Origin of the sequence: Streptomyces sp. NPDC047974 (assembly GCF_040653375.1) — a bacterium.
Classification (GTDB): Bacteria; Actinomycetota; Actinomycetes; order Streptomycetales; family Streptomycetaceae; genus Streptomyces.
Genome location: NZ_JBEZNU010000006.1, coordinates 1 through 19,105, shown reverse-complemented (window position 1 = coordinate 19,105; position 19,105 = coordinate 1). Strand labels below are relative to the sequence as shown.

Sequence of the window (19,105 nt, the reverse complement as noted above, 5' to 3'; positions counted from 1 at the left end):
ACGTCGACCGACGTCGACCGACGTCCTCCCCCCCTTCCCTCCCTCCCCGGCGAAAGGCGCCCCGCGTGACCCAGACACTGCCGCCGCCGACCACCACGGCCCTCCGCAGGGAGCCGACCACCCCCCACCCCGCCGAAGACCTCCAGGCCCTCGCCCGCCGCCACGGCCTCTCCGTCAGCGGTGCCCGCCCACCCCTCCCCGACTACGTCCGGCAGCTCTGGTCACGCCGCGACTTCATCGCCGCCTTCGCCACCGCCCGGCTGACCGCCCAGTACAGCCAGGCCAGGCTCGGCCAGCTCTGGCAGCTGATGACCCCGCTGCTCAACGCCGCCGTCTACTACCTGATCTTCGGCGTCCTGATGAACGTCCAGCACGGCATCCCGGACTACGTCCCCTTCCTCCTCACCGGCGTCTTCGTCTGGACCTTCACCGCCAACACCCTCACCGCCGGCTCCCGCGCCATCAGCGGCAACCTCGGCCTGGTCCGCGCCCTGCACTTCCCGCGCGCGAGCCTGCCGCTCTCCCTCGCCCTCCTCCAGCTCCAGCAACTGCTCCTCTCCCTCGCCGCGCTGGTCGTGATCCTGCTCTGCTTCGGCGAGTTCCCGACCTGGAACTGGCTGCTCGCGGTGCCCGCCGTCGCACTCCAGGCCCTCTTCTCCACCGGCGTCTCCCTCGCGCTCGCCCGCCTCGCCGCCCGCACCCCGGACATCAGCCAGCTGCTGCCCTTCGTGCTGCGCACCTGGATGTACGGCTCCGGCGTGATGTGGTCGATCGCCTCCCTCGCGGAGAGCGGCCGCTTCCCCGACGGGGTGGTCCTCGCCCTCCAGTGCAATCCGGCGGCCGTCTACATCGATCTCGTCCGCTACGCCCTCGTCGAGAGCTTCACCTCGGCGCACCTGCCCCCGCACGTCTGGGCACTGGCCACCGGCTGGGCGGTGCTCGCCTTCGTCGGCGGCTTCGTCTGGTTCTGGAAGGCGGAGGAGACGTACGGCCGTGGCTGACACCGCGCACACCCCACCGCAGGCACCCCCCACCGTCATCGCCGACCGCGTCCACGTCGCGTACACCGTGCCGGCCGGCCCGACCGGCCGCCGACGGGTGCACGCCGTCAAGGGCGTCGACCTCGTCGCCCGGCGCGGCGAGGCGATTGGCCTGATCGGTTCGAACGGATCGGGGAAGTCCACCCTCCTGAAGGCGATCGCCGGCCTCCAGCCGGTCGAGAGCGGCACGATCCACACTCGGGGCCGCCCCGCCCTCCTCGGTGTCGACGCGGCCCTCGTGAACGACCTCTCCGGCGAGCGGAACGTCATCCTCGGCAGCCTCGCCCTGGGGATGAGCCGACGGGAGGCCGAGGCCCGCTACGACGAGATCGTCGACTTCTCCGGGCTCAGGGACGGGCTCAGGGACGGCCTCGGGGACGGCCTCAAGGACGGACTCAGGGACGGACTCAAGGACGGACTCAAGGACGGGCTCAGGGCAGGACTCCCCGACCCCCGGCACGACGACCCGCTCTCCCGCCCCCTGCGCACCTACTCCTCCGGCATGGCCGCCCGCCTCCGCTTCGCGATCTCCGCGGCCGCCCGGAGCCACGACGTGCTCCTCATCGACGAGGCCCTCGCCACCGGCGACGCCCGCTTCCGCAGCCGCAGCCGGCGTCGGATCGAGGAACTGCGCGCCGCCGCCGGCACGGTCTTCCTCGTCGCCCACTCCCACGCCACCATCCGCGAGACCTGCGACCGCGCCCTCTGGCTGGAGGCGGGGACGCTGCGGATGGACGGACCGGCGGAGGAGGTGGTGGCGGCGTACGAGGAGTTCACCAGGACGGGCGCCACCAAGCCGAACGAACAAGGCATATGACTCATACCAGACCTATCGTCGGAGCGTGACGACGCCCGATCACCACGATCCCCCCCGAGCCCCCACCCCCACCTCCGCCTTCACGCCCCCCTCCGCCTCCGCGCCCCCCTCCCTCACCCGCTCCCCCTTCGAGTCGGACTCCTTCACCTCCGCCACCTTCGTCACCGTCGGGCGCGGCCCCGCCCTCGCGCTCGCCGTCGTCTGGCTGGTCACGCGCGTCGGCATGCTGGCGCTGCTCGCGAGCGACAGCCTCGGCATCGGCGGGGTCGGCAACGAGGTGCGGCTCCTCTACCGCCACTGGTACGGCTTCTTCGCCGACGGCACCTTCCCGCCCGGAGACCCGACCTGGCAGTACCCGCCCGGCGCCGGCCTCGTGGTCATGGCGCCGGGGCTGCTGACGCCCTGGCTCGGCTACACGCAGGCGTTCGTCGTCCTGACCCTGCTCGCCGACGCCGCCGTCACCCTCGGCCTGGCCGTCGCCGACCGCTCACGGCTCACCCACGGCGCCTGGTACTGGGTGTGCGGCCTGCCGCTCCTCCTCCACCTGCCGCTGGCCCGGTACGACGTCCAGGCCACCGCCCTCGCCGTCCTCTCCCTCCTCGTGCTCAAGGGCCGCTCCCCCGCCGCGCACCGGCTCGGCGGCGCGCTCGCCGGCCTCGGGGCGCTGGTCAAGGTGTGGCCGGCGCTCGCGCTGATCGGCACGCCCCGGGGGCGTACCACCCGTGAGGCCTGGACGGCCGCCGCGGTCACCGCCGCCACCGTCCTCGCCGTCCTCGCGCTCTTCTTCTCCGAGTCGCTGGGCTTCCTGCGCGGGCAGGGGGCCCGGGGCATCCAGGTGGAGTCCCTGGGCGGCACGGCGCTCGCCCTCGGCCGCGCGGCGGGGCTCTGGGCGGGAACGGCGGAGGTCCGCTACGGCGCCTACGAGTACGTCGGCCCGTACGTCTCCACCCTCGGCCACCTCTTCCTCCTGCTGACCGTCGCCGCCGTCCTCTGGCTGGTCCTGTGGCGGCTGCGCGCCCTCCGCTGGAGCGAGGCGACCCCGCTCGACGCGGCCCTCGCCGCCGTCCTGCTCCTCACCGTCACGAGCCGGGTGATCAGCCCCCAGTACCTGGTCTGGCTGCTCGGCCTCGCCGCCGTCTGCCTGACGTCCCGGCGGACCGTGATGCGCCCGGTGGCGCTGCTGCTGCTCCCCGCGGCGGCCCTCAGCTCCCTCGCGTACCCCGTCCTGTACGCCGAGGTCGTCACCGGCACCCCGCTGGGCCTGGCCGTGATGGTCCTCCGCAACGGCCTGCTGCTCGCGGCCGCCGCCGTCGCCGCCCACCGCCTGTGGCGGGCCACGGTCACCCCCGTACGGGAATAGCGGAAGGCCCCGCCGGACGGATGTCCGGCGGGGCCTTCCCACCTCGGGCGCTCGGGCGTCAGCTGCGCGCCCGCAGCAGCGTCCGCATGGTGCGCATGGCCACCGACAGGTTCGCCAGGTCGAAGGTGTCCGAGCCCTGGATCTCCTCCAGGGTCGTCCGGGCCCGGCCCAGGATCGGCGCGTTGTTCTCCTCCCACGCCTTGAAGCGCTCCTCGGGCGTCGAGGTGCCGTTCCCGGCGGCCAGGACGTCGGAGGTGAGCGCCGCGTGGGCGGCGAAGAGGTCCTCGCGGATGGAGGCGCGGGCCATGGACTGCCAGCGGTCGGCCCGCGGCAGCTCGATGATCCGGTCCATCAGGTCGGTGATCCGCAGGCGGTCGGCGAGGTCGTAGTAGACCTCGGCGACGGCCAGCGGGTCCTTCTCCATGCGGTCGGCGACGGCGACGATGTCGAGCGTCGGGAAGGCGGACGAGAAGCCCGCGACGCGCACGGCCAGCTCCTCCGGGACGCCGAAGCCGGTCAGCTCGTCGACGATCGACCGGTACCACTCGGCGTCCGAGCCGCGCACCAGCTGCGGCAGCTGCTGCCAGACCCGCTCCACGCGGTCGGCGAAGAACGCGATGGTCTCGCCGATCGCGAGCGGCTGCGGCCGGTTGTTGAGCAGCCAGCGGGTGCCGCGCTCGACGAGCCGGCGGGAGTGCAGCCGCATCCGGGTCTGGATCTCGGCCGGGACCGTGTTGTCGAGGGCCTCGACGGCGTCCCAGACCTCGCCGAGCCGGAAGATGGCCCGGGCCGCGGTCTGGGCGCGGACGATCTCCTCCAGGGACGCGCCGGTCTCCTCGCGGAGGCGGTGCAGGAAGGTCGAGCCGCCGGTGTTGACGGTGTCGTTGACCAGGACGGTGGTGATGATCTCGCGGCGCAGCGCGTGGTTGTCGACGGCCTCGCCGAACTTCTCGCGCAGCAGGGTCGGGAAGTAGGCGTGGAGCAGGCCGGCCAGGTACGGGTCGTCGGGCAGCCCGGTGCCGATCAGCTCGTCCGCCACCGTGATCTTGGTGTAGGCGAGCAGGACGGCGAGCTCGGGCTGGCTGAGGCCCTTCTCGGTGTTGAGGAGCTCGCGGATCTGCCGGTCGTTGGGCAGGAACTCCAGCGAGCGGTCCAGCGCCCCGTCGCGGCCCAGGCGGCGCATGAAGCGCTGGTGGGCGTGGAGCAGGGACGGCGACTGGGCGACGGCGTTGGCCAGGGCGGTGTTCTGCGCGTAGTTGTTGCGCAGGACGAGCCGGCCGACCTCGTCGGTCATCTCGGCGAGGATCTTGTTGCGCTGCTTGACGGTCATGTCGCCCTCGGCGACGAGCCCGTTGAGCAGGATCTTGATGTTGACCTCGTGGTCGGAGGTGTCGACGCCGGCGCTGTTGTCGATGGCGTCGGTGTTGATCTTGCCGCCGGTGCGCTCGGGGCCGCCGGCGCGGGCGAACTCGATGCGGCCGAGCTGGGTGGCGCCGAGGTTGCCGCCCTCGCCGACGACCTTGGCGCGGACGTCCTGGCCGTCGACGCGGATGGCGTCGTTGGCCTTGTCGCCGACGTCGGGGTTGGACTCGGCGCTCGACTTCACGTACGTGCCGATGCCGCCGTTCCACAGCAGGTCGACGGGCGCCTGGAGGATCGCCTTCATCAGCTCGGCCGGGGTGAGCTTGGTGACGCCCTCCTCGATGCCGAGCGCGGCCCGCATGTGGGCGTTGACCGGGATGGACTTCGCGGTACGGGGGTGGATGCCGCCGCCCGCGGAGAGCAGCGAGCCGTCGTAGTCGGCCCAGGACGAGCGGGGCAGCTCGAAGAGGCGGCGGCGCTCGGCGTACGAGGTGGCCGCGTCCGGGTTCGGGTCGATGAAGATGTGGCGGTGGTCGAAGGCGGCGACCAGGCGGATGTGCTCGGAGAGCAGCATGCCGTTGCCGAAGACGTCGCCGGACATGTCGCCGACGCCGACGACGGTGAAGTCCTCGGTCTGGGTGTCGTGGCCCAGCTCGCGGAAGTGCCGCTTGACGGACTCCCAGGCGCCGCGGGCGGTGATGCCCATGCCCTTGTGGTCGTAGCCGGCGGAGCCGCCGGAGGCGAAGGCGTCGCCGAGCCAGAAGCCGTACTCCTCCGCGACGCCGTTGGCGATGTCGGAGAAGGTGGCGGTGCCCTTGTCGGCGGCGACGACGAGGTAGGTGTCGTCCTCGTCGTGGCGGACGACGTCCACCGGGGGCACGACCTCGCCGGCGACCAGGTTGTCGGTGATGTCGAGCAGGGCCGAGATGAAGGTCTTGTACGAGGCGATGCCCTCGGCCAGCCAGGCGTCGCGGTCCACGGACGGGTCCGGGAGCTGCTTGGCGACGAAGCCGCCCTTGGCGCCGACGGGCACGATGACGGTGTTCTTCACCATCTGCGCCTTGACCAGGCCGAGGATCTCGGTGCGGAAGTCCTCGCGGCGGTCGGACCAGCGCAGGCCGCCTCGGGCGACCTTGCCGAAGCGCAGGTGGACGCCCTCGACGCGCGGCGAGTAGACCCAGATCTCGAAGGCGGGGCGCGGCGCCGGCAGATCGGGGATGGCCTGCGGGTCGAACTTCATCGACACGTAGGAGTGGGGCCGGCCGTCCGCCGACTTCTGGAAGAAGTTGGTCCGCAGCGTCGCCTTGATGACGGTGAGGAAGGACCGCAGGATCCGGTCCTCGTCCAGGCTCGCGACCTGGTCGAGGGCGCCGTCGAGCTCCTCCAGGATGCCGTCGATGAGCTCGGTGCCGGCGCGCTGGCGCTCCGGGGCCATCCGCGCCTCGAAGAGGGAGACGAGCAGCCGGGTGGTGTGGACGTTGTTGCGGAGGGTGTCCTCCATGTAGTCCTGGCTGAAGGGCGAGCTCGCCTGCCGGAGGTACTTGGCGTAGGCGCGCAGCACCATCGCCTCGCGCCAGGTGAGCCCGGCGGAGAGGACGAGGGAGTTGAAGTTGTCGTTCTCGGCCTCGCCGGTCCAGGTGGCGGCGAAGGCCTCCTGGAAGCGCTCGCGGGCGTCGTCGCCGACGTAGTCGCCGCCGTTGCCGGTGGGCGCGGGCATCCGCAGGCCGAAGTCGTAGATCCAGGCGTGGGTGCGGTCGGCGCAGCGGAGCTCGTACGGCCGCTCGTCCGTGACCTCGACGCCGAGGCGGTTGAGGACCGGCAGGACCGCGGAGAGGGAGACCTGGTCACCGGTCTTGTAGATCTTGAAGCGGCGCTCGCCGGGGCCGGCGGCGACGGGCTCGTAGAGGGAGAGCGCGAAGTCCTTGCCGCTGGCCTTGAGGGCCTCCAGGCGGACCAGGTCGGCGACGGCGGCGCGCGGCGAGTGGTCGGCCTTGTAGCCCTCGGAGAAGGCGTTGCCGTAGCGGCGGAGCAGCTCGGCGGCGCGCTCCTCGCCGAACTCGGCGTTGAGGGCCTCGCCGAAGCCGTCGGACCAGGAGCGGGCGGCCTCGACGAGCCGGGCCTCGATGCGGTCCACGTCGGCGTCGGTGAGGGCGGTGAGGACCGTGCCGGGCTCGACGCGGATGACGAAGTGGAGGCGGGAGAGGATCGACTCGGTGTTCCAGGCGGTGAAGTCGACGGAGGTGCCGTTCAGCTCCTCCTTGAGGATGTCGATGATCCGCAGCCGGACGCGGGTGGTGTAGCGGTCGCGCGGCAGGTAGACGAGGGCCGAGTAGTAGCGGCCGTACTCGTCCTGGCGCAGGTAGAGCCGCAGCCGGCGCCGCTCCTGGAGGTACAGGACGCTGGTGACGATGGACTGGAGCTGGTCGACCGGGGTCTGGAAGAGCTCGTCGCGCGGGTAGGTCTCCAGGATCTGGAGCAGGTCGCGGCCGTCGTGGCTGTTCGGGGAGAAGCCGGCGCCGGCCAGCACCTCCTGGACCTTGCGCTTGACGACGGGCACGCGGCGCACGGACTCGGTGTACGCGGCGGACGAGAAGAGGCCGAGGAAGCGGCGCTCGCCGATGACGTTGCCGTCGGCGTCGAACTTCTTCACGCCGACGTAGTCGAGGTACGAGGGGCGGTGCACGGTCGCGCGGCTGTTGGCCTTCGTCAGGATGAGCAGCTTGTGCTCGCGGGCCTTGGCGCGGGCGTCGGCGGGCAGCCGGCTGAAGGACGGGGAGACCGGGTGGGCGTGGTGGCCGGACTCGCCGTCGGTGTGGTGCGGGTCGGAGCGCAGGATGCCGAGGCCGGTGCCGGGGACGGCGGCGAGCGCGTCGCCGTCGACGAGCTCGTACTCGCGGTAGCCGAGGAAGGTGAAGTGGTCGTCGGAGAGCCAGCGCAGCAGCTCCTGGGCCTCCTCGACCTCGGTGGGCCGCAGGTCGGAGGCGGTGGGCTCGTCGGCGAGGCCGTCGGCGATGCGCAGCGCGGCGTCGCGCATCTTCTCCCAGTCCTCGACGGTCTCGCGGACGTCGGAGAGGACCCGGAGCAGGTCGGTGGTGATCTGCTTGAGGTCGGCCTTGTCGGTCTCGCGGTCGATCTCGACGTGGATCCAGGACTCGGCGAGCGCGTCGTGCGGCAGCTCGCCGTGGATCTGGGTCGACAGGACCTCGATGAGCTTGCCGGTGATGTCACGGCGGACGAGGACCTGCGGGTGGATCACGACGTGGATGCCGCGGCCCTGGCGGGACAGCTCGTTGGTGACGGAGTCGACGAGGAAGGGCATGTCGTCGGTGACGACCTCGACGACGGAGTGGCTGCTGGTCCAGCCGTTCTCCTCGACCGTCGGGGTGTGCACGCGGACGTTCGCGGTGCCCTGGGGCCGGTTCTCCGCCAGCTTGTAGTGGGAGAGCGCGGCACCGAAGACGTCGTCCGGATCGCGGTCGGAGAGGTCCTCGGGGGCGGTGTGCAGGTAGTAGCGCTGGAGGTAGTCGAGCACGGTGTCCCGGTCCGGGCGCTCGCCCTCCGGGCCCGTCGGAAGTCGCCCCCCGACCGGGCTGTGCTCAGCTACGCGGGCGGCCCTCCCGAGCAGCTCGGCCTTTGCTTCGTCCAGCTTGGTCTGCATGTCCTCTGACTCCTGTCGCGCGCCATTGCGTGACGTCGGTGGGTAGGGCAGAACGCCTCGACGCGGTGATTCCGATCGAAGTCGACGTTACGCCCGGATGGGAGATGCCCGGATGGAAACCGGCCACGGTGAGCGGCGATTCCGGACGGAGGGGATCGGCGAACGCACGGGCGGCCCGGCCGCGTGAGCGGACCGGGCGGCAGCCGGGGGCCGCACTGCCCCCGCGGCGTATCGCGCTGATCACGGGAAAAGCCTATCGCTCAAGCCCCCGGCCCCGTCATGAGCCGTATGTGTACAAAAGCGGGGGTGGAAGTTTGACGTTCTGGACAGCGACACATGCACTCTTGGCGGATCGCGCGGAACGGTGCAGCGTGGACGCGTGCACGACGAGGACCGACCGTCCCTGAGACCGGGAGAGTTATGGCCAAGATCTTGATCGTGACGGGTGACGCGGCGGAGTCGCTGGAGGTGTTGTACCCGTACCAGCGTCTGCTCGAAGAAGGGTACGAGGTCGACATCGCGGCCCCGGCGCGCAAGCAGCTCCGGTTCGTGGTCCACGACTTCGAACCCGGCTACGACACGTACACGGAGAAGCCCGGCTACACCTGGCCCGCCGACCTCGCCTTCTCGGAGGTCGACCCGGGCGACTACGTGGCCGTGGTGATCCCGGGCGGCCGCGCCCCGGAGTACCTGCGCAACGACCCGGAGCTCCGCAAGATCCTGAAGTCCTTCTTCGACGCGGACAAGCCGGTGGCGCAGATCTGCCACGGCCCGCTGCTCACGGCGGCGGTCGGCGGCCTGGAGGGCCGCAGGGTCACCGCGTACCCGGCCCTGGAGCTGGACATGCAGGCGGCGGGCGCCGACTTCCAGGACTCGGCGGCGGTCGTCGACGGCCTGCTCGTCTCCTCGCGGGCCTGGCCGGACCACCCGACGTGGATGCGCGAGTTCCTGAAGGTGCTGCGCGCGAAGGGCTGAGGCCCGGTGGGGCGGCCCGGCGCGGGCCGCCCCCCACACGGCTCAGGCCAGCTCCTCCGCGACGGCGACCGCCTCCTCCAGGGAGTCGACCACCGGCACGCCGACCCGCTCCAGCGACGCCCGGCTGTGCGAACCGCCGGTGTAGAGCACCGCCCGCGCCCCCACGTGCGCCGCGGCCACCGCGTCGTCCGCGGCGTCACCGATGACGACGATCCGATCGGCGGGGACGGCCAGCGCCTGAAGGTGGCGGACCATGTGCCCGGACTTCCCGTCCGTGGAGCTGTCGGGGCGCCCGTCGACCCGGACGAACCGCTCGGCGATCCCGTAGCGCCGCACCAGCGGCAGCAGGTCGGCGTGCGGGGCGAGCGAGAGCAGCGACTGGGTGGCACCGGCGGCCTGCCGGGCCGCGAGCAGCTCGGCGGCGCCCGGGGTCAGCCCGCAGCCCTCCGCCCGCTCCCAGTAGTGGCGGTGGAAGGTGCCGTCCATCAGGGTCCACTCGGCGTCGGTGGGCAGCCGGCCCATCAGCCGCTCGTAGAACCTCGGCACCGGGACGGTGTACAGCTCGCGGTACCTCTCCAGCGTGATCGGTTCGAGGCCGAGCTCCGCGAAGGCCGCGTTGGTGGCGCCGATGACGGCGGCGATGTCGTCGAGCAGGGTGCCGTTCCAGTCCCAGACCAGATGCTTCCCCGAGTGGTGCTTCCCCATGGGGCGACGGTACAGCCCGTCGCCTCAGCCGAGGAGGGAGGGGATCTCCTGGATCCCGAACCAGAGGAGCTCGTGGTCCTCGGCCCCGTCCACGACGAACCGGGCGTCGTCGTCGCCCTGGTCGGCGGCGCCGAGCGCGGCGGCCGCGGCGGTCACGTCCGCCTCGGCGTCGTCGGCGTCGGCGTGCACGGCGGCGGCCTTCGCGAGGACCACGGGCCCGGCGATCCGCACCTCGCCGATCGCGCCGGCGTCGAGCCCCCGGTCAGGGTCCACGACGGCGTCCTTGTCGGCGACGTCGACGGCCACGACCACCCGGCGGCGGGGCGCCTCGGGGTCGCCCGCGACGAGCCGCAGCGAGGCGGCGGCGGCGCGGCTGAGCGCCGCGTACTCCAGCTCCTCGATGTCGTCCGAGACGTACCACTCGCGCAGCGCCGGGGTCACCGCGTAGGCGGTCAGCGGCCCGGGCCCCACCTCGCCCGCCTTGTGCGCCTGTGCGAGACCGGGGAGGGTCAGAGGAACGTACACGCGCATGGCTGGCCGCTTTCGTAGTCGGAAACGCCCTCAGGATACGTCCGCCCCCACCACCCCGGGATGTCCACCCGGAGGCCGGCATCACCCTGATAGGCGAATCACCCTGCGTGTCCGTCCCCGCCCGTACGCCCCTTGCGGCCTCCGCCACCCACCCCGTACAAGATCCCCACGGAAAGTTACCGACCGGTATCGCCCGGTCACCCTCCGGAAGGATCCCCATGCGCCGCTCCCCGACCACCACCCCCGCCGACACCCCGCACCCGACCGCCCCCGCGGCCCCCGCGGCCCCCGCCGCACCCGCCGCACCCGCCGCACCCGCCGCACCCGCCAGGCGGACCCCCGCGGCCCCCGCACGCGCCCCGCGACCGGCCGCCACCGCCCCCGAACCGCACGGGCTCCAGGCCGCCCGCCACGGCCACGCCACGGCCGACGCCCGCCGGACCGCCGCCCTCGCCGCCTCGCACACCGCCGCCCACCCCGGAGGCCCCGGCGGCCCCTCGCGCCCCATCGTGCCCGGGCAGGGCGGCCCCGGCGGGCGACCCGGACGGGCCGTCGGGGCCGGTCGCCGCGCCCTCCCCGTGCACACCGCGTTCGCCGAGCGCCTCGTCGCCGTGCTCAGCGGGGAGCGGCCCGTGCACTCGATGCTGGGGCTCACCGTCGGGGAGGCGTACGAGCAGCTGGTGCGGCTCGCGCCGAGGACCGTGGCGCGCGGGCTCGGGGCCCGGCCCGTACTGCGCCGGTGCGCCGCGCAGCCGCACTCCGGGGACGCCGTCCTGGAGGTCTTCGCCTCCCTCGCCGCGGGCCACCGCGTCCGCGCCCTCGCCTTCCGCCTGGAACGCGGCGACGACCACCGCTGGCGGTGCGCCGCCGTCGAACTCGACGGTCTCGGCCGGCTCGTCGGCGGCGCCCAGCCATGACGAAGGGCCCCGCCGGACGCATCCGGCAGGGCCCTTCGTTCACACTCCGCGGGTCACTTCTTGCGGCGACGCCCGCCCGCGTTCTTCTGCGCCTTGCGGCGCTCCGCCCGCGTCAGCCCGTCGCCCGCGTCCTCGCCGTCCGACGCGAAGTCGCCCTCGACGACACCCCCGTCGCCGTCCACCGACGGCGCCGAGAAGTGCAGCCGGTCCGGCCGCTGCGGGGCGTCCAGGCCCTTGGCGCGGATCTCCGGACGGCCACCCGCCGGCACTGCCTCGCCCTTGTCCAGGGACGGCGCGCCCGCCTGCACCGGAACCTCCTCGACCTGCTGCTCGACCTGGACCTCCAGGTTGAACAGGTAGCCGACGGACTCCTCCTTGATGCCCTCCATCATGGCGGTGAACATGTCGAAGCCCTCGCGCTGGTACTCGACCAGCGGGTCCTTCTGCGCCATCGCCCGCAGGCCGATGCCCTCCTGGAGGTAGTCCATCTCGTAGAGGTGCTCGCGCCACTTGCGGTCCAGGACCGACAGCACGACCCGGCGCTCCAGCTCGCGCATGATCTCCGAGCCGAGCTGCGTCTCCCGCGCCTCGTACTGGGCGTGGATGTCGTCCTTGATGGACTCGGCGATGAACTCCGCGGTGATGCCCGCGCGGTCGCCCGCCGCGTCCTCCAGCTCCTCGACCGTCACCTTCACCGGGTAGAGCTGCTTGAACGCGCCCCACAGCCGGTCCAGGTCCCACTCCTCCGCGAAGCCCTCGGCGGTCTCCTGGCGGATGTAGTCGTCGATGGTGTCGTCCATGAAGTGGCGGATCTGCTCGTGCAGGTCCTCGCCCTCCAGGACGCGCCGGCGCTCGCCGTAGATGACCTCGCGCTGGCGGTTCAGCACCTCGTCGTACTTCAGGACGTTCTTGCGCGTCTCGAAGTTCTGCGTCTCGACCTGCGACTGCGCGGAGGCGATCGCCCGGGTGACCATCTTGTTCTCGATCGGCACGTCGTCCGGCACGTTGGCCATCGCCATGACGCGCTCGACCATCTGCGCCTTGAACAGCCGCATCAGGTCGTCGCCCAGCGACAGGTAGAAGCGGGACTCGCCCGGGTCGCCCTGACGGCCGGAACGACCGCGCAGCTGGTTGTCGATACGCCGCGACTCGTGACGCTCGGTGCCCAGGACGTAGAGCCCGCCGAGCTCCTTGACCTCCTCGAACTCCGCCTTCACGGCCTTCTCGGCGCGCTCCATGGCGGCGGGGAGGGCCGCGGCCCACTCCTCGACGTGCTCGACCGGGTCCAGACCCGCCTGGCGCAGCTCCGCCTCGGCCAGGTCGTCCGGGTTGCCGCCGAGCTTGATGTCGGTACCGCGGCCGGCCATGTTGGTGGCGACGGTGACCGCGCCGCGGCGGCCGGCCTGGGCGACGATGCTGGCCTCGCGCTCGTGGTGCTTGGCGTTCAGCACCTCGTGCGGGACACCGCGCTTGGAGAGCTGCTGCGAGAGGTACTCGGACTTCTCGACCGAGGTGGTGCCGACGAGGACCGGCTGGCCCTTCTCGTGCTTCTCGACGATGTCGTCGACGACGGCGGCGAACTTGGCGACCTCGGTCCGGTAGATCAGGTCGGACTGGTCCTTGCGCTGCATCGGCCGGTTCGTCGGGATCGGGACGACGCCGAGCTTGTAGATCTGGTGGAACTCGGCCGCCTCGGTCATCGCCGTACCGGTCATGCCGGACAGCTTGGAGTAGAGGCGGAAGAAGTTCTGGAGGGTGATCGTGGCGAGCGTCTGGTTCTCGTCCTTGATCTGCACGCCCTCCTTGGCCTCGATGGCCTGGTGCATGCCCTCGTTGTAGCGGCGGCCGGCGAGGATACGACCGGTGTGCTCGTCGACGATCATGACCTCGCCGTCGATGACGACGTAGTCCTTGTCCTTCTTGAACAGTTCCTTCGCCTTGATGGCGTTGTTCAGGTAGCCGACGAGCGGGGTGTTCACCGACTCGTAGAGGTTGTCGATGCCGAGCCAGTCCTCGACCTTGGCGACACCGGCCTCGTGGATGCCGACGGTGCGCTTCTTCTCGTCGACCTCGTAGTCGCCGGTCTCCTCCAGGCCCTTGAGCGGGTTGCCCGGCTCGCCCTTGGTGAGACGGGTGACGAGCTTCGCGAAGTCGCCGTACCACTTGGTGGCCTGGTCGGCGGGGCCGGAGATGATCAGCGGCGTGCGGGCCTCGTCGACCAGGATCGAGTCGACCTCGTCGACGCACGCGTAGTTGTGGCCGCGCTGGACGAGCTCGTCCTTCGACCACGCCATGTTGTCGCGCAGGTAGTCGAAGCCGAACTCGTTGTTCGTGCCGTACGTGATGTCGCAGGCGTACTGCTCGCGCCGCTGCGCCGGGGTCATGTTGGCGAGGATGCAGCCGACCTGGAGGCCCAGGAACTTGTGGACCCGGCCCATCATCTCGGAGTCGCGCTCGGCCAGGTAGTCGTTGACCGTGATCAGGTGGACGCCCTTGCCGGAGAGCGCGTTGAGGTACGCCGGGAGCGTGCCGACGAGGGTCTTGCCCTCACCGGTCTTCATCTCGGCGACGAAGCCGAGGTGCAGCGCGGCACCGCCCATGATCTGGACGTCGTAGTGACGCTGGCCGAGCACGCGCTTGGCCGCCTCACGCACGGTGGCGAACGCCTCCGGAAGCAGGTCGTCGAGGCTCTCGCCGTCGGCGTACCGCTGCTTGTACTCCTCCGTGAGGGCCCGCAGGTCGGCGTCGGAGAGGTTGACGAAGTCCTCTTCGATGGAGTTGACCTGGTCCGCGATGCGGTGCAGTTTGCGCAGGATCTTGCCTTCGCCTGCACGCATGAGCTTGTTGAAGACGGACACTGAGGCTGGTCTCCTTGCCGGTCGGGCCTGGCACTGGGTCTTGTACGGACACGAGCGCGGGCACGGCAGGTGGTCCCCACCGCAACGGCCATCGTAAGCGAGACCACCCTCACGGAGGGAGGCCCGCAGGGCCGCCGCCGCACGTCCGCCCGCAAAGAGAACGCACGAGGTGGTCGGAAGGTGCCGCGCCTTCCGAAAAGTGTTCGCTTCCGCCCCGCCCGGTCCCCACAATCCGGGCATGGATCCCATCACGCTCACCAGCGACCGTCTCCGGCTGCGCTGCTTCGTCCCCGAGGACGAGGACATCGTGTACACCCACTGCCAGGACCCCGCCATCCGCCGCTGGACGACCGTCCCGGACCCGTACCCCCGCGACGCCGCCACCTTCTTCCTCACCCGGCTCGTCCCCGACGGCTGGCGCGACGACTCCGACTACGCCTTCGCCGTCGAGCCGCTGGAGGGCGGCCCGCTCTTCGCCGCCGTCGGCCTCCACAACCGCGGCAACGGCGTCTGGGAGGTCGGCTTCTGGCTGGCCCCCGGCCACCGCGGCCAGGGCTATATGACCGAAGTCGTGCGGACCGTCGCCCACTGGGCCTTCACCGGCCTCGGCTGCGTCCGCCTCCTCTGGCGCGCCGAGGTCGGCAACACCGCCTCCCGCGCGGTCGCCGAGCGCGTCGGCTTCGCCCTGGAGGGCGTCCAGCGCGCCGGCCTCCTCCACAACGGCACCCTCAGGGACGCCTGGACCGGCGCCCTGCTCCCCTCCGACTTCGGCCTGCCCAGCCCCGTCCCGTACCTCCCGCCCCGCGAGGCACCGCCCGCCGTGGCCCCCCGCCCGACCAGCCCGGAGGCCTCCGGCACTGTCGGTCCCGGGGCCTAGGGTTTCCCCATGACGACCGCGCCGAAGACCGTGCCGAAGACCGCCCCGCCGACCTCTCCGAAGCCCGCTCCGAAGCCCGCCGCCGACCTCTCCGCCACCGAGGCGCGCAGGATCGCCCTGCGCGCCCAGGGCTTCCTCGGCGCCCCCGACCGCAAGGCCGGCGTCCGCGGCGTACTCCGTCACCTCGGCCAGGTCCAGCTGGACACCATCTCGGTCCTCGCCCGCTCGCACGAGCTCATCCCGTACGCCCGCCTCGGCGCCGTCGGCCGGACCGCGGTCGAGGAGGCGTACTGGTCCGACGGCCACGCCTTCGAGTACTGGTCGCACGCCGCCTGCATCCTCCCCGTCGAGGAGTGGCCGCTCTTCGCCTTCCGCCGCCGCGCCTACCGCGCCCGGCCGCAGTGGTACCACGAGCTGCCCGAGGGCGCCTACGCCAAGGTCGTCGACCAGCTGCGGTCCGAGGGCCCGCAGACCGCGACCGAGCTCGGCGGCGCCAAGAACAAGGGCGAGTGGTGGGACTGGTCCGACACCAAGATCGCCGTCGAGCGGGCGCTGATGTACGGCGAGGTCGTCGTCACCGAGCGGCGCGGCTGGAAGCGCGTGTACGACCTCGCGGAGCGGGCGATCCCCGAGCCGCTGCGCCACGACGACCTCGACGACACCGAGTGCGTACGACGGCTCGTACGGCAGGCGGGCGAGGCGCTGGGCGTCGGCACGCGCGCGGACATCGCCGACTACCACCGGCTGAAGGCCGAGCAGTTCGACGCCGTGGTCGCGGACTCCGGCCTGGTGCCGGTCGAGGTGGAGGGCTGGGGGAAGCCCGCCTGGGCGGACCCGGCGGCCCTCGCCGCCCCGCCGCGCGGCCGGCACCGCACGACGCTCCTCTCCCCCTTCGACTCGCTGATCTGGGAGCGGGCGCGCACCGAGCGGATCTTCGGCTTCACCCACCGCCTGGAGGCCTACGTGCCGAAGCCGAAGCGGGTGCACGGCTACTTCGCGATGCCGGTCCTCGCCGGCGGCCGCCTCGTCGGCCGCGTGGACCCGGCCCGCGAGGGCCGCACCCTCGTCGCCAAGCAGGTCTCCCTGGAGGGCCCCAAGGCCGTGGAACCCGTCGCCCAGGCCCTCCGCGAGGCCGCCGCATGGGTCGGCTGCGACACGGTACGCGTCGAGCGCCTGGACCCGCCGGAGCTGACCCCGCCCCTGGTCAAGGCCCTGAACGCCTAGGCGTCACCTCACCGGATCTCCAGGATCTTCTCCCGCATCGCGTAGACCACGGCCTCCATGCGGGAGTGGAGCTGGAGCTTCTCCAGGATGTTCCGCACATGGTTCTTCACCGTGTTCTCGGAGATGAACAGCTCCTTGGCGATGTCCCGGTTGTTCATGCCGGTCGCGACCAGCTTCAGGACCTCCAGCTCGCGGTCGGTGAGCCGGGGCGCCGGGACCAGCCGGCGCTCGTCGGTGCGCTGGATCATCGACTTGAACTCGGTGAGGAGCTTCGAGGCCATCGACGGACTGATCTGGGACTGCCCGTCGGCGACCGCGCGGATCGCGGTCGCGACCTCGTCGGTGGAGATCTCCTTGAGCAGGTAACCCGTCGCGCCCGCCTTGATCGCGTCGTACAGGTCCGCCTCCTCGTCGCTGATCGTCAACATGATGATCTTCGCGCTGGGGGCGACCTCCTTGATGGAGGTGCACGCCTCGATGCCGCCGCGCCGGGGCATCCGCACGTCCATCAGGACGATGTCCGGCAGCAGGTCCGCCGCCTTGTCGACCGCCTCCGCCCCGTCACCCGCCTCGCCGACGACCTGGATGTCCTCCTCCTGCGCGAGGACGATCTCCAGGCCCCGCCGGAACAGCGCGTGGTCGTCCACGACGAGGACCCGGATCGGCTCCCCGCGGTAGACCCCGGCGGCCGAATCCGATCCTTCCGGCACACCCTCATGGGCGAGCGCACCGCGCTCGTGGCCGCCGAGCACCGGGCCGAAGCTGTCTGCCATCGTTCCTCCCCCTGAAGGCCGTGGCCTGAATTCGTTTCCGGTCCTCCAACCACTGCCCAGGAGGCACCGGTTGGCGTGCACGACATGATTTCATGCCCGGGCGGTCCCGGGGTGTCCTCAGGAGCGCACAGGGGTGCCCCTGGGGGCGCGAGGGGCGCTCCAGGGGCACCGAAACAGTCGGCCGATCAGCCGTTCGACGGGTCAGCCGCCGAGTGCACCGCCCGCTCCGCCGCTGTTCTCGGCGAGCGGGTCGTTCTCCAGGTGGATGACGCCGTAGTCGTAGGCGTGGCGCCGGTAGACGACGCTCGGCTGCTTGGTCTCGGCGTCGACGAAGAGATAGAAGTCGTGCCCGACCAGCTCCATCTCGTACAGGGCCTGGTCGAGTCCCATCGCGGCGGCCCGGTGCGTCTTCTCGCGGACCACGAGCGGACCTTCGCCCTGGACCTCGATCGAACCCATCATCGTGGTGGGCACCTCACCGGCGGTCTCGTCGGCCACGAGCTCTCCCTGCCCGTTCAGCTGCGCCGCACCGGGTACGACGTCACCGACCTCGGCCGCGGACAACCGTCCGTTGCCCCTGCGGGTGTAGCGCTTGTCGTGCTGCTTGCGGAGCCTGGCCTCCAGCTTGTCGCTGGCCAGGTCGAGGGCCGCGTACGGGTCGCCGGCCGACGCTTCCGCCCGGATGACCGGGCCTCGGGAGTGGAGGGTGATCTCCACGCGGTCGGACCGGTCGGCCTGCCGCGGGTTGGGCTCCTTGGACACCTCGACGTCGAGGCTGATCACCTTGCCGTCGAGCTTCTGGATCTTCTCCAGCTTCAGCTTCTCGGCCACGTGCTTGCGGAACCGCTCGGGCACCTCGGTCTTGCGGCCCTTGACGACGATGTCCACGCAGAACTCCGTTCCCGGATCGCCCGCTCGACTCCTAGGCCTGCGGGCATCTCCCTTTGCACCAGCTCCGACGGTTTCATCGGAGCTCGGACTTGGCGACTTCGACCTCCTCCTCCCCAGCCGACAAGATCGCCACCCCATCGACGGGAGGTTAATTCGCCTTTAACTCCTGTCCTGTGCGCAACCATGTAGACGTTGAGGGGACCGGGCTTTCGCCCGCCCTCACAACCGAACATAGCCCCTTCGGACGGGTGTCGGCACCCGCTGCCGCGACTTACCTCCATTCGGAGGCTTTCACCTCTCACCACCTGCAACGATCCAAGTTCTTGGCGAGTTCCGGTTTATTTCGAACGAAGCGGGAGATGATGCGATCACAGCCGCCACCCGCTGTTCGAATTCATGCTGCGCAAAATCACTTCCGGATCTTTCCGCCGCCCTTGAGGTGAACGGGGGATGTACGACTCCGGGGCCCGCGCCACCGCCCCGGACACCCGCCCCGAGCGCGCGCGCCGCCTCCGCGAGCGTCGCCCCAGTGGTCATCAGGTCGTCCACCAGGACCACCCGTCCGGCCGCCAGGAGCCGCGCACCGCCCGGCACCACCTCCAGCGCCCCCGCCAGGTTCGCCCGCCGCCCGCGCGCCCCGAGCCCCGCCTGGTCCGCCACCGCCCGCCGCTGCCGCAGCACCGGCACCACCCGCGCCGGCCGCCCCGCCCGCCGCAGCCGCGCCGCGGCCGCCAGCGCCACCCGCCGCGTCGGATCGTGCCCCCGTGCCCGCACCGAGCCCCGCGAGGACGGCACCGGCACCAGGAGCAGCGGACGGACCCCGACACCGCCCACGGCCCCCACAGCCCCCTCCACGGCCCGCGCGAGCGCCCCGCCCAGCGGCCCCGCGAGCCCCAGCGCCCCCCGCTCCTTGTGCGCGATCAGCAGCGCCCGCACCGCGCCCTCGTACGGCACGGCGGCGTGCACCAGGGGCAGCCCCTCGGGCTCCGGCAGGGGGCGCACCCGCCCACCGGTGCCGGGGCATCGGTCGAGTGCCGCATGTTCGCGGTGCGGGGGGCCTTAGGGAGGGCCCGGGGGTGCCTTAGGCACTCCCGGGGTGCCGTCCGGGGGCCTCAGG

General features: G+C 71.8%; 14 protein-coding genes. 7 read left to right on the top strand and 7 right to left on the bottom strand.

Annotated features, from left to right (window positions below):
• Positions 1 to 77: 77 nt before the first annotated feature.
• Genes AB0E19_RS10945 through AB0E19_RS10935 form a run of 3 tightly spaced genes read left to right on the top strand, consistent with a single transcriptional unit; the run spans position 78 to position 3,217 of the window.
• Entirely contained in the window at positions 78 to 1,001 is a 924-nt protein-coding gene (locus tag AB0E19_RS10945) for an ABC transporter permease (protein ID WP_362177282.1), read from the top strand.
• Positions 994 to 1,857: an ATP-binding cassette domain-containing protein gene (locus AB0E19_RS10940; RefSeq protein ID WP_362176661.1), complete on the top strand. Its 864-nt coding sequence runs from the start codon at positions 994 to 996 to the stop codon at positions 1,855 to 1,857. The genes AB0E19_RS10945 and AB0E19_RS10940 overlap by 8 nt, the downstream gene beginning before the upstream one ends.
• Positions 1,858 to 1,882: 25 nt before the next feature.
• The gene (locus AB0E19_RS10935; RefSeq protein ID WP_362176658.1) at positions 1,883 to 3,217 is read left to right on the top strand and encodes a glycosyltransferase 87 family protein; all 1,335 of its coding nucleotides are present in this window, start codon (positions 1,883 to 1,885) and stop codon (positions 3,215 to 3,217) included.
• A gap of 58 nt (positions 3,218 to 3,275) precedes the next feature.
• On the opposite strand, the gene AB0E19_RS10930 is transcribed toward AB0E19_RS10935, so the two are convergent.
• Positions 3,276 to 8,237, bottom strand: coding sequence for an NAD-glutamate dehydrogenase (locus tag AB0E19_RS10930; protein ID WP_362176655.1), 4,962 nt, complete (start codon positions 8,235 to 8,237; stop codon positions 3,276 to 3,278).
• A 420-nt stretch (positions 8,238 to 8,657) separates the two neighbouring features.
• Here AB0E19_RS10930 and AB0E19_RS10925 point away from each other — a divergent pair, with 420 nt between their 5' ends.
• Complete coding sequence (locus AB0E19_RS10925; protein WP_031008360.1) at positions 8,658 to 9,212, top strand: DJ-1/PfpI family protein; 555 nt, start codon at positions 8,658 to 8,660, stop codon at positions 9,210 to 9,212.
• 42 nt (positions 9,213 to 9,254) lie between these two features.
• Here the strand turns inward: AB0E19_RS10925 and AB0E19_RS10920 are convergent, their stop codons facing one another.
• Positions 9,255 to 9,917 (bottom strand): HAD hydrolase-like protein, encoded by a 663-nt coding sequence (locus tag AB0E19_RS10920; RefSeq protein WP_362176651.1) that lies wholly within the window; start codon positions 9,915 to 9,917, stop codon positions 9,255 to 9,257.
• Positions 9,918 to 9,941: 24 nt separating this feature from the next.
• The gene (locus AB0E19_RS10915; RefSeq protein WP_362176648.1) at positions 9,942 to 10,448 is read right to left on the bottom strand and encodes a hypothetical protein; all 507 of its coding nucleotides are present in this window, start codon (positions 10,446 to 10,448) and stop codon (positions 9,942 to 9,944) included.
• A gap of 218 nt (positions 10,449 to 10,666) precedes the next feature.
• Between AB0E19_RS10915 and AB0E19_RS10910 the strand changes: the two genes are divergently transcribed.
• Complete coding sequence (locus tag AB0E19_RS10910) at positions 10,667 to 11,365, top strand: Rv3235 family protein (protein WP_362176645.1); 699 nt, start codon at positions 10,667 to 10,669, stop codon at positions 11,363 to 11,365.
• A 53-nt stretch (positions 11,366 to 11,418) separates the two neighbouring features.
• Here AB0E19_RS10910 and secA read toward each other — a convergent pair whose 3' ends face one another.
• Positions 11,419 to 14,223 (bottom strand): preprotein translocase subunit SecA, encoded by a 2,805-nt coding sequence (gene secA, locus AB0E19_RS10905; protein WP_362176642.1) that lies wholly within the window; start codon positions 14,221 to 14,223, stop codon positions 11,419 to 11,421.
• A gap of 238 nt (positions 14,224 to 14,461) precedes the next feature.
• Between secA and AB0E19_RS10900 the strand changes: the two genes are divergently transcribed.
• Entirely contained in the window at positions 14,462 to 15,100 is a 639-nt protein-coding gene (locus AB0E19_RS10900) for a GNAT family N-acetyltransferase (RefSeq protein ID WP_362176639.1), read from the top strand.
• A 9-nt stretch (positions 15,101 to 15,109) separates the two neighbouring features.
• Complete coding sequence (locus AB0E19_RS10895) at positions 15,110 to 16,324, top strand: crosslink repair DNA glycosylase YcaQ family protein (protein WP_362176636.1); 1,215 nt, start codon at positions 15,110 to 15,112, stop codon at positions 16,322 to 16,324.
• Positions 16,325 to 16,332: 8 nt separating this feature from the next.
• Here the strand turns inward: AB0E19_RS10895 and AB0E19_RS10890 are convergent, their stop codons facing one another.
• The 3 genes from AB0E19_RS10890 to AB0E19_RS10880 form a co-directional block, all read right to left on the bottom strand.
• Positions 16,333 to 17,097: a response regulator transcription factor gene (locus tag AB0E19_RS10890; protein ID WP_362176633.1), complete on the bottom strand. Its 765-nt coding sequence runs from the start codon at positions 17,095 to 17,097 to the stop codon at positions 16,333 to 16,335.
• Positions 17,098 to 17,298: 201 nt separating this feature from the next.
• Positions 17,299 to 17,985, bottom strand: a complete 687-nt coding sequence (gene raiA / locus AB0E19_RS10885) for a ribosome-associated translation inhibitor RaiA (RefSeq protein WP_362176630.1) — start codon at positions 17,983 to 17,985, stop codon at positions 17,299 to 17,301.
• A gap of 294 nt (positions 17,986 to 18,279) precedes the next feature.
• On the bottom strand, positions 18,280 to 18,990 hold the full coding sequence (locus AB0E19_RS10880; protein WP_362176627.1) for a ComF family protein: 711 nt from the start codon (positions 18,988 to 18,990) through the stop codon (positions 18,280 to 18,282).
• Positions 18,991 to 19,105 lie beyond the last annotated feature (115 nt).

Coding starts and splice junctions, on each gene's coding strand:
- AB0E19_RS10925 (WP_031008360.1), top strand. CDS start 8,658: ATGGCCAAGATCTTGATCGTGACGGGTGACGCGGCGGAGTCGCTGGAG.
- AB0E19_RS10915 (WP_362176648.1), bottom strand. CDS start 10,448: ATGCGCGTGTACGTTCCTCTGACCCTCCCCGGTCTCGCACAGGCGCAC.
- AB0E19_RS10890 (WP_362176633.1), bottom strand. CDS start 17,097: ATGGCAGACAGCTTCGGCCCGGTGCTCGGCGGCCACGAGCGCGGTGCG.
- AB0E19_RS10900 (WP_362176639.1), top strand. CDS start 14,462: ATGGATCCCATCACGCTCACCAGCGACCGTCTCCGGCTGCGCTGCTTC.
- AB0E19_RS10895 (WP_362176636.1), top strand. CDS start 15,110: ATGACGACCGCGCCGAAGACCGTGCCGAAGACCGCCCCGCCGACCTCT.
- AB0E19_RS10930 (WP_362176655.1), bottom strand. CDS start 8,237: ATGCAGACCAAGCTGGACGAAGCAAAGGCCGAGCTGCTCGGGAGGGCC.
- AB0E19_RS10920 (WP_362176651.1), bottom strand. CDS start 9,917: ATGGGGAAGCACCACTCGGGGAAGCATCTGGTCTGGGACTGGAACGGC.
- AB0E19_RS10910 (WP_362176645.1), top strand. CDS start 10,667: ATGCGCCGCTCCCCGACCACCACCCCCGCCGACACCCCGCACCCGACC.